11 protein-coding genes are annotated in these 12,683 nt (G+C 62.0%); 2 read left to right on the plus strand and 9 right to left on the minus strand.

From position 1 onward, the window contains the following. Window positions 1-2: 2 nt before the first annotated feature. The 4 genes from NA8A_RS20315 to NA8A_RS20330 all read right to left on the minus strand — a co-directional run bounded on the left by NA8A_RS20315 (window position 3) and on the right by NA8A_RS20330 (window position 3,913). Window positions 3-377, minus strand: coding sequence for a VOC family protein (locus tag NA8A_RS20315; protein ID WP_009452277.1), 375 nt, complete (start codon window positions 375-377; stop codon window positions 3-5). 98 nt (window positions 378-475) lie between these two features. Continuing rightward, window positions 476-1,063 carry a DJ-1/PfpI family protein gene (locus NA8A_RS20320; RefSeq protein ID WP_009452278.1) on the minus strand — a complete coding sequence of 196 codons (588 nt, stop codon included), beginning with the start codon at window positions 1,061-1,063 and terminating at the stop codon, window positions 476-478. Between the two features lie 32 nt (window positions 1,064-1,095). Then, entirely contained in the window at window positions 1,096-1,890 is a 795-nt protein-coding gene (locus tag NA8A_RS20325; protein WP_009452279.1) for an SDR family NAD(P)-dependent oxidoreductase, read from the minus strand. 121 nt (window positions 1,891-2,011) lie between these two features. Next, the gene (locus tag NA8A_RS20330) at window positions 2,012-3,913 is read right to left on the minus strand and encodes a propionyl-CoA synthetase (protein ID WP_009452280.1); all 1,902 of its coding nucleotides are present in this window, start codon (window positions 3,911-3,913) and stop codon (window positions 2,012-2,014) included. A gap of 158 nt (window positions 3,914-4,071) precedes the next feature. Here NA8A_RS20330 and NA8A_RS25310 point away from each other — a divergent pair, with 158 nt between their 5' ends. Further along, window positions 4,072-4,230 carry a hypothetical protein gene (locus NA8A_RS25310; protein WP_009452281.1) on the plus strand — a complete coding sequence of 53 codons (159 nt, stop codon included), beginning with the start codon at window positions 4,072-4,074 and terminating at the stop codon, window positions 4,228-4,230. 122 nt (window positions 4,231-4,352) lie between these two features. Here NA8A_RS25310 and NA8A_RS20335 read toward each other — a convergent pair whose 3' ends face one another. The 5 genes from NA8A_RS20335 to tkt form a co-directional block, all read right to left on the minus strand. Next, complete coding sequence (locus NA8A_RS20335; RefSeq protein ID WP_009452282.1) at window positions 4,353-5,375, minus strand: class I fructose-bisphosphate aldolase; 1,023 nt, start codon at window positions 5,373-5,375, stop codon at window positions 4,353-4,355. A gap of 155 nt (window positions 5,376-5,530) precedes the next feature. Then, complete coding sequence (locus tag NA8A_RS20340; RefSeq protein ID WP_009452283.1) at window positions 5,531-6,733, minus strand: phosphoglycerate kinase; 1,203 nt, start codon at window positions 6,731-6,733, stop codon at window positions 5,531-5,533. A gap of 109 nt (window positions 6,734-6,842) precedes the next feature. Beyond that, the gene (locus NA8A_RS20345; protein WP_009452284.1) at window positions 6,843-8,651 is read right to left on the minus strand and encodes a potassium/proton antiporter; all 1,809 of its coding nucleotides are present in this window, start codon (window positions 8,649-8,651) and stop codon (window positions 6,843-6,845) included. 150 nt (window positions 8,652-8,801) lie between these two features. Further along, window positions 8,802-9,812 (minus strand): type I glyceraldehyde-3-phosphate dehydrogenase, encoded by a 1,011-nt coding sequence (gene gap / locus NA8A_RS20350; protein WP_009452285.1) that lies wholly within the window; start codon window positions 9,810-9,812, stop codon window positions 8,802-8,804. 136 nt (window positions 9,813-9,948) lie between these two features. After that, on the minus strand, window positions 9,949-11,943 hold the full coding sequence (gene tkt / locus NA8A_RS20355) for a transketolase (protein ID WP_009452286.1): 1,995 nt from the start codon (window positions 11,941-11,943) through the stop codon (window positions 9,949-9,951). Window positions 11,944-12,407: 464 nt separating this feature from the next. On the opposite strand from tkt, the gene NA8A_RS20360 reads away from it, so the two are divergent. Then, on the plus strand, window positions 12,408-12,680 hold the full coding sequence (locus NA8A_RS20360; RefSeq protein ID WP_009452287.1) for a DUF4164 domain-containing protein: 273 nt from the start codon (window positions 12,408-12,410) through the stop codon (window positions 12,678-12,680). Window positions 12,681-12,683: the final 3 nt, after the last annotated feature.

Below are 12,683 nucleotides of genomic sequence, written 5' to 3' on the forward strand. Positions count from 1 at the left end.
CCTCACGCAAATATTCCGAAGCTGTTTCCGTCGGGGTCGAGACAATACACGAAACGGCCAGCAGGGATAGTGATTATGGGGGAGACCAGTTTTCCGCCATTGGCGGTAACCCGTTCCATGGCGTCTTCAAGGGGGGCAGGAACGGCAAGATGAATGGTCGGGCCGGTGCCTTCCGGGGCTGGTTTTCCAGGGTAAAGGTGCCCGCTCACGGCTTCTTTCGGATTGCGCGTCGCGAAGACCGCCATGGGATTGGGGCCATCCTCGCGCAGGTCTGTTTCGTTCATGAGAACGGCGCCGTAGAACGCACGGGCGCGGGCCATGTCGGTAACGGGAATTTCGGCCCAGACGACGGCATTGAGGGGCAGGGTGTCGGTCATCGATAGCTCTCCAATTGTGTGAGATGCACAATTGCACAGTACTCCTGACAGCCTTCTGTCAGGAGTACTGGCGGGAGCTTCGTCAATGTGTGAACCGCTCAGTCCGGCTGGAATTCGCGGGCGAGCATCGCCTTGAAATCGACGAGCATTGCCGCTTTTTCGGGCAAAAGAGCTTCCAGAAAACGGATGGCGAAAGTGGCAGGCGCGGTTCCCGCCGCACTGACGATCCGGTTGTCGGCGACGGCAAAGGGCACATCCCGGTAGTGTTCCTGGCCTGGATAATCGGGCAGCTTTCGTTCGATCCAGTCCTTGCCATTGCTGGTATGGGAGCGTCCGGCGAAAAGTCCGGCGCGGGCCAGCGCGAGCGTTCCTGCGCAGATGCCGCCGACAATCCCGCCACGCGCTTCCACGGCCTTTAGAAGTTCTGAAGCATCCGGTGTGTCGGGTGCAGTCCAGCCATCGGAACCGATGACGGCCACGGCGTCGAGGTCGTCATTTTCGTTGGCGGCGATGCCGCGTTCGCCTGTGCGTTTGAAACCGGCGATGGAAGTCACCGTCCCCGCATCCGGCGTTAACGCGATCACATCGACACCGAACCACTCCACCGCGGAGGCGGCCAGCAGTCCATATTCCCAATCGGCGTAGTTCTCGATGAAAACGAGGCCGATTTTCTTGCGGTCACCCATGGTTTCCCGATCCTTTGCGATGCGAGGTGACTTCAGCCGAGGTCGGACTTCACGTCCACGGTGTAGTTGAGCGGCAGCCGGCCACCATCGGCGTAGATGGTCTGGCCGGTGATGTAGCTGGAATCATCATCGGCAAGGAACGTGGCGATGGATGCGATTTCATCCGGCTCACCGACGCGGCCGAGCGGTGTGCGCGACAGGACGCGGTTTCGCGCGGCGGCATCGGCATTCACGCTGGCCAGCATGTCGGTCATGATGGAGCCTGGGCCGATGGCGTTCACCCGGATGCCATAGGGAGCCAGCGCCAGGGCCATGACCCGGGTAAGCTGGCTGACCCCACCCTTCGACACGGTGTAGGCGAGCTGGTCGGGAATGGCGAGCACGGCGTTGATGGAAGACATGTTGATGATGGCGCCGGGCGCGCCGCCCTTCTCCACCTTCTCCACCATGAAACGGGCTACCGCCTGGCCTGCCAGGAACGTGCCCTTCAGGTTGATATCGAGCACGCGCGTAAACTCTTCCTCGCGCAGCTCGAGGAAGTTCGCCTTGTGAACCACGCCCGCATTGTTGACGAGAATGTCCACGTCGCCGAAGGCGTCGATGGTTTCGGCAAGCAGGTTGTGGATGTCGAGGCGCTTGCTGATATCGGCCTTGATGAAGCGCGCATCGCCGAGCTTCTGCAAGTCGGCAATGGCGGTCTTGCCTTTCTCTCCGTCGATATCCCCGATCACGACCTTGACGCCATGACGCAGAAAACGCTCGGCAATGGCATAGCCGATGCCGCCGGCGCCCCCCGTCACGATTGCCGTCTTGCCGTCGAGTGCCATGTCATTTTCCTCTTCGCGAAATTTGCTGGACCCTGCGACGGACGGGCGGGAAGGTCAAGCGCGTGAAGAGGCTGCCAGTGCCTGCGGCGATGCCGGATGGGTGTCCGGCATCGCGGAAACCTCAGCTTGAGGGCTTGTTCAGCGCCTCGGCGATTTCTTCCAGAATGACCGGGTCGTCGATCGTCGCCGGCATCACCCACTCTTCATGGTCGGCAATCTTCTGCATGGTGGCGCGCAGAATCTTGCCCGAACGCGTCTTGGGCAACCGTTTTACAGGCACCACCTTCTTGAAGGCGGCGACGGGCCCGATACGATCCCGGACCATGGCGATCAGCTCTTTCTCGACGGCGCCCATATCGGCCTGAGCCTTGCCGTGCAGCACCACGAAGCCGCAGGGGACCTGTCCTTTGAGAGCATCGGCAATACCGATGACCGCGCATTCGGCGACGGCGGGATGTTCCGCCACCACTTCTTCCATGCCGCCGGTCGACAGGCGATGACCGGCGACATTGATGATGTCGTCGGTGCGCGCCATGATGAAGAGATAGCCATCCTCGTCCAGGATGCCGGCATCGGCGGTCTTGTAGTAACCTGGAAATTCACTGAGATAGGCTTCGCGAAACCGCTCGTCGTCGTTCCACAATGTCGGCAGTGCGCCGGGCGGCAATGGCAGTTTCACAACCACATTGCCAAGCTTGCCGGTTTCCACCGGATGCCCGGCATCGTCCAGAACCTGCACGTCGTATCCCGGCATGGGCAGGCCGGGCGAGCCGTATTTCACCGGAAGCATGCCGAGGCCGACGGGATCCTGGCTGATCGGCGCCCCGGTCTCCGTCTGCCACCAGTGATCGATCACCGGTACGCCCAGTGTTCTTTCTGCCCACTTCACCGTGTCTGGGTCGGCGCGTTCGCCGGCAAGGAAGAGAGTGCGGAAACGGCTCATGTCGTAACCGGCCAGCAGTTCCGCATCGGGATCGGCGGTGCGGATCGCGCGGAAGGCTGTCGGGGCGGTGAAGAGCGCTACGACGCCGTGTTCGGCAATGACTCGCCAAAAGACGCCCGCGTCCGGTGTGCCAACGGGTTTTCCCTCGAAGAGGATTGTCGTGCAGCCGTGCAGGAGGGGGGCATAGACGATGTAGGAGTGGCCGACCACCCAGCCCACATCGGACGCTGCCCAGAAGGTTTCTCCCGGCTTTACGCCATACTCGTTGAACATGGACCATTTGAGCCGGACCATATGGCCGCCATTATCGCGCACCACGCCCTTGGGCCGGCCGGTGGTGCCGGATGTGTAGAGAACATAGAGCGGATCGGTGGCAAGAACCGGTACGCATGGTACGTCGCGGCCAGCCGCGCGGGCGCTACCCACCAGCGCCTCATAGTCGTGGTCCCTGCCTTCCACGAGGTCGCAGGTCTGCTCCTCGCGTTGCAGGACAAGACAACTCTGCGGTTTAACCTTTGACAGGCGGATCGCTTCGTCGAGCAAGGGCTTGTAGGAAACGATACGGCCGGGTTCCAGGCCGCAGGACGCCGAAACGATGGCTTTGGGGGCAGCATCATCGATGCGCGCTGCCAGCTCACGGGCGGCGAAGCCTCCGAATACGACGGAATGGACGGCCCCTATGCGCGCGCAGGCCAGCATCGCGAAAACGGCTTCCGGCACCATCGGCATATAGATGATGACGCGGTCACCCTTTTCTACGCCGAGGTCCTGCAGGACTGCGGCGAGCGCGGAAACCTCGTCCTTCAATGCGCTGTAGGTGAAGCTCTTCTGCTTTCCACCGATGGGGCTGTCGTAGATGAGAGCCGTCTGTTCGCCGCGTCCGGCGGCCACATGCCGGTCGAGCGCGTTGAAGCAGGTGTTGCAGGTGGCGCCTGTGAACCAGTGTCCATAAGCCCCGGCATCGGGATCGAACACTTTCTCCCAAGGGGTGAACCAGTCGATTTCACGGGCGGCATCCGCCCAGAATGCTTCGGGATCCTGTTTCCAGGACTGATAGACTTCATGATAGCGTGACGCCATCCCGCTCCTCCCTGCCGGACAATGCCTATTCTCACAGGAATTCATATCGGATTCCCGGCAAGAGCGTAAATCAGACTTGCGGCGGAGGGGAGGCGCCTTTGACAGCCTTCGTCGGGACGGGCACAAGGGAAGTAACGAATCTTCCTTTTGGTCCATCCATGAGCAAAATCCTGCTGCTTCTGATCCTGGCGATGATGATCGTGCATCTCATCAAGCCGCTCGGGCTGCCGGGATTGAAGCGGCGCAGCGATTTCTGGAAGCTGGCGCTCATTGCGCTGGCGGCCGTCTCGCTGACGATCCTGCTGCGGGGGGAATAAAACGGCACCTGCCCTTCCCGCCTTCCGCTTGCGGGGAGAAGTAAGGGATGACGGTTCCGGGGCCGCAAAAAAGCCCGCCGATGCCTGTCGGCGGGCTTTTTTTCATTCGTGCTTTGCGCGGTTCAGGCGGCTTCGAGCGCCTGCTTCCATTCGCCGGTGGCGGCAAGGCTGTTCATCCTTGCGCGGTGCGTGAAGGCGCGCTGGCCGGCGGCCACATTCTCCTTCTTGCCACCCCATGCCTTGAGAGCCGCAGCCTGCAGGGCGCGGCCATAGGAGAAGGTGAGCGCCCAAGGCATGTCGTAGTTGGCGTTCATGATGGAAAGATGCGCGGTCGCTTCTTCGTCCGACTGGCCGCCGGACAGGAAAGCGATGCCGGGCACGGCGGCCGGAACAGTCGCCTTGAGGCAACGCACGGTCTTCTCGGCGACTTCCTCGCGGCTTGCCTTGCGGGCGTTCTTGCCGTCGATGATCATGTTCGGCTTGAGCACCATGCCTTCAAGCGAGACGCGTGCGTCGTAGAGTTCGTCGAAGACAGACTTCAGCACCCATTCGGTGACTTCATAGCAGCGGTCGATGGAATGATCGCCCGGCTTGCCGTCCATGAGCACTTCCGGCTCGACGATCGGCACGATGCCGGCTTCCTGGCAAAGTGCTGCGTAGCGGGCCAATGCCTGAGCGTTCTGCTTGACGGCGCCCCAGTTCGGCAGGTCGTTGGAGATGGATATCACGCCGCGCCACTTCGCAAAGCGGGCGCCAAGGCCGTGATACTCGGCAAGGCGGTCGCGCAGGCCGTCAAGGCCCTCGGTGATCGTCTCGCCTTCGAAGCCCGGCAGCGGCTTGGCGCCGGCATCGACCTTGATGCCCGGCACTGCGCCGGCGGCGCGGATGACTTCGGCCAGCGGCGTGCCATCAGCGGCCTTCTGGCGCAAGGTTTCGTCGAACAGGATGACGCCGGAGATGCAGTTCTTCATCGCATCGTCGGCGCGGAACAGCATTTCCCGGTAATCGCGGCGATTTTCCTCGGTCGACTCGAGGCCGATCGTGTCGAAGCGCTTCTTGATCGTGCCGGAGCTTTCGTCCGCTGCCAGAATGCCCTTGCCTGGGCTCACCATGGCGGCTGCAATATCCTCGAGGCGTTCGCTCATTTCAGGTCTCCTGTCTGTTCCATCGTGCAGCGCATAGCAGATGCCGCCGGCAAACGGAATGCGGATGGACAGGCCCTAATCGATTGAAATACCTACCTGTTCACACTTTGCTTAACGCGCTGTCGCAATGGGCTTAACGCGTTGTCGCAATGGGCTCAGCCTGCCGTCGCAAGAGCCTCGACACCCGGAAGCGCCTTGCCTTCCATCCATTCGAGAAATGCACCGCCCGCCGTCGATACATAGGTGAAGGCATCGGCGACGCCCGCATGGTTGAGCGCGGCAACCGTGTCTCCGCCACCGGCCACCGAAACCAGAAGACCCTCGCTGGTGCGCTGGGCCGCATGGCGGGCGGCGGCAACCGTTGCCGCATCGAATGGCGCGATCTCGAAGGCACCGAGCGGACCGTTCCATACAACAGTGTCGGCGCGATCCAGCCATTCCTCGATCTTCTCGACGCTCAATGGGCCGACATCGAGGATCATGGCGTCGGCCGGCACGTTCTCTATGCCGACCACCTCGTTTTCCGCCCCTGCCTTGAATTCGCGCGCCACGACGGCATCCACGGGCAGGATCAGGGCACAGCTGCTTTCCGCAGCTTCGATCATGATCTGCTTTGCCGTGGCAGCAAGGTCATGCTCGCATAGGGATTTGCCGACCTCGGTGCCGCGTGCGGCGAGGAAGGTGTTCGCCATGCCGCCGCCGATCACAAGGGCATCGACCTTTTTCACGAGGTTCATGAGCAGGTCGATCTTGGTGGAAACCTTGGCTCCGCCGACGATGGCGAGCACGGGCCGCGCCGGATCGCCAAGACCCTTTTCCAGCGCTTCCAGCTCCGCCTGCATGGTGCGTCCGGCGTAGGAGGGCAGCAGATGCGCCAATCCCTCGGTGGAGGCATGCGCGCGATGGGCGGCGGAAAAGGCGTCGTTCACATAGATATCGCCGTTTTCGGCAAGCGCTTTGGCGAATGCCGGATCATTCTTCTCCTCGCCTGCGTGAAAGCGAGTGTTCTCGAGGAGCAGAATGTCGCCATTGGCCATCTCGGCTATGGCTTCCGCAGCTGGTGCGCCAATGCAGTCCTTGGCGAAATGGATACGGCGGTCGAGCGTTGTTTCCACGGCATAGGCGATGGGCTGGAGGGAGGCAGCGGGATCGGGCTTGCCCTTGGGGCGGCCGAAATGAGCGAGAAGGATGACCTTGGCGCCCTTGTCGGACAGCTCCGCCAGCGTCGGTGCGATGCGCTCTATGCGCGTCGTGTCTGAGACATGGCCATCCTGCACCGGTACATTGAGGTCGACACGCACGAGAACGCGTTTGCCGACAATATCGGTCAGGTCATCAAGGGTCTTGAAGTTCGGCATGTCCCGCTACTGCCTCCTTTGGAAATTCGTCGGCGACCATACATGCCCCCGCGCGGTTCGCAAGACGCCGGTGGGGAAGTGCCTGCGAAAAGTGGTGTTGCCGTCTGTGTCAGCTTGCCGGCTTGTTCTTCAGGCGACCGATCAGGCGGCGCAGCATTTCGAGCGGGCTCATGAAGACGGGCACCCGAACGGCGGCGGCAGGTGGATCCAGGGAAAGCCCGATAGCGCTTATCTTGCCGCTCTCGTCGACGTCGCGAACGATAAGCTCGATGGGGCCGAGCTGTGTGCGGTCGCCATATTCGGCGCGGCCGCCGAGCTTTTCCCTCACGAGTTCGGCGATGGTCATCTTCTGTTCGTCCTCGTTCAAGCCAAGCGCATAGGCTGCCTCGATGTCGGAGGCGGGGCGTTCGGGATCGACCGCGAAGGCGCCAAAGAATTCCGCGTCTTCCGGATCCATCTCGACAGGGCTTGCGAACAGCCTGTCGAGCAGGCGGGGATAGCGATCGGGCACGAAGATATAGACGTGGTCGCCGGCGGCCAGGCGTCCGGCATATTGATAGGTCATGGAGCGGCCATCGCGCACCACGAGCGAGGGCTTTGCCCAGCGGGGGATGCGCTGGCCCCGTTCGACGGGACTTCCCGCCACAACGCGGTAGGCGAGCAGCTCGTGGCGGGCGGAGCCTGGAAGCTCCAGCTCGACCTTGTTCAGCGGTCCCATGCGCGGCGGCACGGTGAGCGCCAGCCGGCGCGCCAGCGGGCCGATGCTCCAGCCCTGCACGATGAGGGACACCAGCACCATGATGAAGACAATGTTGAACAGGGCGCGGCCGTTTTCCAACCCGTCGATAAGCGGCATGATGGCGAGCAGAATAGACACCGCGCCACGCAGGCCGACCCATGAGATGAAGGCTGTTTCCGCGTGGGTGAAACGGAACGGCAAAAGGCATAGCATCACGGCGAGCGGGCGGGCGATGAAGATCAGGAAGAAGCCGATCAGCAGTGCCGGCACGATGATCGACGGAAACTGCGAAGGTGTCGCGAACAGGCCGAGCACCAGGAACATGATGATCTGGGCAAGCCAGGTCACGCCGTCCTGGAAGCGCTTCAACATGGCTGTCGAGCGCAGCCGCGCATTACCGGCCATGAGGCCGGCCACATACACGGCAAGAAAGCCCGAGCCGCCCATCGTGCCCGTCAGGGCGAAGACGAGCAGGGAAAGCGCCAGCACGAAGATCGGAAGCAGGCCTTGTTCCAGCTTAAGGCGCATCACCAGCCGCACGATGGCATAGCCGCCCAGAACGCCAACGATGAGGCCAATGCTCATCTGCTGGAGAAAGCCGAAGACGATATCGATTGCCAGCGCATTCGGCTTGACGATGTCACCGCTGCCGATCAGCGTCACCATGGCGACGGTGAGGAAGATGGCGATGGGATCGTTCGAGCTCGATTCGACTTCCAGTGTGGAGCGCACCCGCTCCCGCACAGAAATGTTGCCGACACGCAGAAGGAAGAAAACGGCTGCCGCGTCTGTCGAGGCGACGGTTGCGCCAAGGAGGAAAGATTCGAGCCAGGAGAAATCCGTCACGTAGAAGGTTGCGACGCCGACGAGCCCGGCTGTCAGGACCACGCCCAGCGTTGCAAGGACGAGAGCCGGGGCTGCCGCCTGCTTGAAGGTGCTTAACGTCGTGCCGAACCCTGAATCGAACAGGATGATCGCAAGGGCCAGAGACCCGATGAAATAGGCCAGCGCAGCGTTGTTGAAGTCCAGCCCCAAACCGTCGGTACCGGCTCCCAGACCGATGCCGAGGAAGACGAGGAGGAGGGGAGCGCCAAAGCGAAAAGCGATAAGGCTGGAGAACGCAGCGAACAGCACCAGGGCAGTGCCTACAAGTATGATGAGGTATATTCCCTGGTCCATTCGCCTCTCGGTTGTGTTCGCGCCGCAAGTTGCTGTTCTTCTTTATAAAAGATGCGGCGGAATTGAGATTCAAGTGCGACGGGCAAAAAAAGAACCCGGCCAGAAGGCCGGGTGCTGATAAATCTCGCTTTCAAGCAATCTGTAGGGCGATCAACCGATGGTCTTGCCGAACGCCACGGCGGTATCCGACATGCGGTTGGAGAAACCCCACTCGTTGTCGTACCAGGACATGACTCGGACCAGATCGCCTTCGATCACCTTCGTCTGATCGAGCGCGAAGGTCGAAGAGGCGGGGTTGTGGTTCAAGTCGATCGAGACCAGCGGTTCGTTCGTGTAGGCGAGGATGCCCTTGAGGGGACCGTCTGCGGCGGCAACGAGCGCATTGTTGACTTCCTCGACGGTGACCTTCCGCTTCGGCACGAACTTGAAATCGATGACCGAGACATTCGGGGTCGGCACGCGGATGGAGACGCCATCGAGCTTGCCATTGAGTTCCGGCAGGACAAGGCCGACGGCCTTGGCAGCACCCGTGGAGGTCGGGATCATCGACATCGCTGCTGCACGGGCGCGGTAGAGGTCCTTGTGCATGGTGTCGAGCGTCGGCTGGTCACCCGTATAGGCGTGAACCGTGGTCATGAAGCCCTTCTCGATGCCGAAGCTGTCGTTCAGGATCTTGGCGACCGGGGCCAGGCAGTTGGTGGTGCAGGAGGCATTCGAGACGATCAGGTGCTCTTTGGAGAGCTTGTCGTGGTTGACACCGTAGACCACCGTGAGGTCGGCGCCGGTTGCCGGGGCGGAGACGAGCACGCGCTTGGCGCCAGCCTGCAGATGCAGGGAGGCCTTCTCCTTGGACGTGAAGATGCCGGTGCATTCCATCACGATGTCGACGCCCAGGTCTCCCCAGGGCAGCTTTGAGGGATCGCGCTCCGCGAAGACCTTGAACGAGTCGGTGCCGATGTTGATCGTGTCGCCCTCGACCGTCACCTGCGAGGGGAAACGGCCATGAACGCTGTCATAGCGCAGCAGATGGGCGTTGGTTTCGACCGGGCCAAGGTCGTTGATGGCGACGACATCGATATCCTTGCGGCCCGATTCATAGATGGCGCGGACCACATTGCGGCCGATGCGGCCAAATCCGTTGATGGCGATTTTGACGGTCATGAACTTCCTCCGGCGGGTGAGTGCCCGTGCGCGCACGGGAAAAGACGCCGCTTCATAGCGGCGTCAGCTCCAATAATCCAGATATTGGGGCCAGCATTTACTGGTCCAATTTCGTAGGGCGCTTGCGCCGACAGGCTCAACCGAGCATTGCCAGGCGCTTCTGGGCGGCAGCGGCAGCGGCTTCCGCCGTAATACCGAAATGCTTGTAGAGCACCGGCGCCGGCGCGCTTGCACCGAAGCCCGTCATACCGATGAACACGCCCTCGGAGCCGATGATCGCATCCCAACCCTGGCGAATGCCGGCCTCGATGGCGACATTGACTTTTGCCTTTCCGATCACGGCCTTGCGGTAATCGGCGGTCTGTTCCTCGAACAGTTCGAAGCAGGGCACGGAAACGACGCGAGCCGGGTGTCCGGCGGCATCGAGCAACGCCTTGGCTGCCATGGCGATCTCGACCTCGGAGCCGGTGGCGAAGAGGGCAACTTCCGCCTCGTCCTCGGAACCTGCGAGCTCGTAGGCGCCGCGGGCGCAGAGATTGTCTTCCTCATGCTCGAGACGCTGCGGTGCGAGATTTTGCCGCGACAGGGCGAGCGTGGAAGGTGTCTTCTCCGCCTTGAGTGCGGCCTGCCAGCATTCGGCGGCCTCGACCGCATCGGCGGGACGGAAGACGTAATGATTGGGAATGGCGCGCAGGGCTGCAAGATGTTCGACCGGCTGGTGGGTCGGACCGTCTTCGCCGAGGCCGATGGAATCGTGCGTCATGACGAAGATGGATCGAATCTGCATCAGCGAGGCAAGCCGCATGGCAGGGCGGGCATAGTCCGAGAAGGTCAGGAAGGTGCCGCCATAGGGAATTATGCCACCGTGCAGCGCCATGCCGTTCATGGCAGCGGCCATGCCGTGTTCGCGAATACCGTAGTGGATGTAGCGGCCCGAGAAATCCTCCGGGGTGATTGGCTTGGTCTGGCTGGTCTTGGTGTTGTTCGAGCCGGTCAGGTCGGCGGAACCGCCGATGGTCTCCGTCACGATGGCGTTGATTGCCTCGAGCGCCATCTCGGAAGACTTGCGTGTTGCGACCTTCGGGGGCTCGGCGACAAGGGTCTGCTTGTATTCGGCGACCACGGCGTCGAAGCTTTCGGGAAGCGCGCCGCGCATGCGGCGTTCGAACTCGCCGCGGGTTTCCGCATCAGCGGCGGTCAGCCGCTCTTCCCATGCCTTGCGCTCCTTGGCGGAGCGGAGACCAGCGAGACGCCAGTCGTCGAGAATGTCGGAGGGAATGACGAAGGGATCGGCATTCCAGCCGAGCGCCTTGCGGGCGCCGGCAATCTCTTCCTTGCCAAGCGGGGAGCCATGCACCTTGGCTGATCCGGATTTGGTCGGCGCACCGAAGCCGATGGTGGTGCGGAAGGCGATCATGGTCGGGCGGTCGGACGCGCGCGCTGCCTCGATTGCCTTGGCAATGGCTTCGGGGTCGTGGCCGTCGCAGCGCATGGTGTTCCAGCCCGATGCGGCGAAACGCTCGCACTGGTCGGTGGAATCGGAGAGCGAGATCGGACCGTCGATGGAAATCTGGTTGTCGTCGAAGAGGACGATAAGCTTGTTCAGCTTCAGGTGGCCGGCAAGAGCGAGCGCTTCCTGGCTGATACCTTCCATGAGGCAGCCGTCGCCGGCCAGCACGTAGGTGTAATGATCCACGAGGTCATCGCCGAAGCGGGCATTGAGGATGCGCTCTGCGATTGCCATGCCGACGGAGTTCGCGATGCCCTGTCCGAGCGGCCCGGTCGTCGTCTCGATGCCGGCTGCGTGGCCGAATTCGGGGTGACCGGCCGTGCGCGAACCGAGCTGGCGGAAGTTCCTGATCTCGTCGATCGTGATGTCTTCGTAGCCGAGGAGATAGAGCAGCGAATAGATGAGCATCGAGCCATGGCCGGCCGAAAGCACGAAGCGGTCACGGTCGGGCCAGCTCGGCTTCTTGGGGTCATGGGTCATGAAGCGGGTGAAGAGCACCGTGGCGATGTCGGCCGCGCCCATGGGCAGGCCGGGGTGTCCGGAATTGGCGTGCTCCACGGCATCCATGGAAAGAAAACGGATCGCATTTGCCATCCGGTCGTGTTTTTCGCGTGAGATCATGATTGCTCGCTGGTCCGCTGCAGGCGTTTGTCCATGAGCCGGCGCACCCTTCACCGGCCCCTCGAAAAGGCAGGCGACACATACCAGTTGCGGCCTTGAAGTCAACAAAGAGGGGGGTAAAGGCACCAGCCCATACGCCGAATTGCGGGCCGGATGCAGCAGCGTGCGATACACGGAGTGTTGCAGGAACGTTTTACCAATTTGGGGGATTGGTGCTCGCCCTTTGTTGACGGGCGGTTCACACGCCGCCTAATCTTTTGGCCGTAACGTGTTTGTATGACCTGCGATTCGTGCGCGCGGCTTTGCCTTGTATACCTTTCGGCATCACGGCGAAAATGCGTGAAACCAGCGTGGCCCTTGTAAGGGTAAGCGGATTGCCTGTGTCATACCGGTTCTGGAGTGCTTTTTTCGCATGAGGCGCATAAAAGCGGAAATCCGGGGCCGTAGGACTGGGGTTGGCGGCCATGGGTGGTGAAACCACGCTCAAGGAGGTGCTCGGGCGTCTGGAAAAGGCGCTGGCCTCGCTCGAGGATGCGGTGGACGCACGCCTTGAGCATGAGCAGGACTATGCCGACGCCGATGCGGAAGTGCAGCGGATGAATGCCGATCGCGCCAGGCTGGCGCAGGAAATCGACAAATCCGAGGCGCGGGCCGAACGGCTCGAGGAAGTGAACCGCGAAGTCTCGCGGCGTTTGGTCACGGCCATGGAGACCATCCGGGCCGTTCTGGATCGATAAGGC

The organism is Nitratireductor indicus C115 (assembly GCF_000300515.1).
In the GTDB taxonomy this organism is placed as follows: domain Bacteria; phylum Pseudomonadota; class Alphaproteobacteria; order Rhizobiales; family Rhizobiaceae; genus Nitratireductor; species Nitratireductor indicus.

What these genes read in the sequence shown, in the direction of transcription:
- NA8A_RS20320 (WP_009452278.1), bottom strand. Translation starts at nt 1,063, where the DNA reads ATGGGTGACCGCAAGAAAATCGGCCTCGTTTTCATCGAGAACTACGCC.
- NA8A_RS20360 (WP_009452287.1), top strand. Translation starts at nt 12,408, where the DNA reads ATGGGTGGTGAAACCACGCTCAAGGAGGTGCTCGGGCGTCTGGAAAAG.
- NA8A_RS20345 (WP_009452284.1), bottom strand. Translation starts at nt 8,651, where the DNA reads ATGGACCAGGGAATATACCTCATCATACTTGTAGGCACTGCCCTGGTG.
- NA8A_RS25310 (WP_009452281.1), top strand. Translation starts at nt 4,072, where the DNA reads ATGAGCAAAATCCTGCTGCTTCTGATCCTGGCGATGATGATCGTGCAT.
- NA8A_RS20335 (WP_009452282.1), bottom strand. Translation starts at nt 5,375, where the DNA reads ATGAGCGAACGCCTCGAGGATATTGCAGCCGCCATGGTGAGCCCAGGC.
- gap (WP_009452285.1), bottom strand. Translation starts at nt 9,812, where the DNA reads ATGACCGTCAAAATCGCCATCAACGGATTTGGCCGCATCGGCCGCAAT.
- NA8A_RS20340 (WP_009452283.1), bottom strand. Translation starts at nt 6,733, where the DNA reads ATGCCGAACTTCAAGACCCTTGATGACCTGACCGATATTGTCGGCAAA.
- NA8A_RS20325 (WP_009452279.1), bottom strand. Translation starts at nt 1,890, where the DNA reads ATGGCACTCGACGGCAAGACGGCAATCGTGACGGGGGGCGCCGGCGGC.
- NA8A_RS20330 (WP_009452280.1), bottom strand. Translation starts at nt 3,913, where the DNA reads ATGGCGTCACGCTATCATGAAGTCTATCAGTCCTGGAAACAGGATCCC.
- NA8A_RS20315 (WP_009452277.1), bottom strand. Translation starts at nt 377, where the DNA reads ATGACCGACACCCTGCCCCTCAATGCCGTCGTCTGGGCCGAAATTCCC.
- tkt (WP_009452286.1), bottom strand. Translation starts at nt 11,943, where the DNA reads ATGATCTCACGCGAAAAACACGACCGGATGGCAAATGCGATCCGTTTT.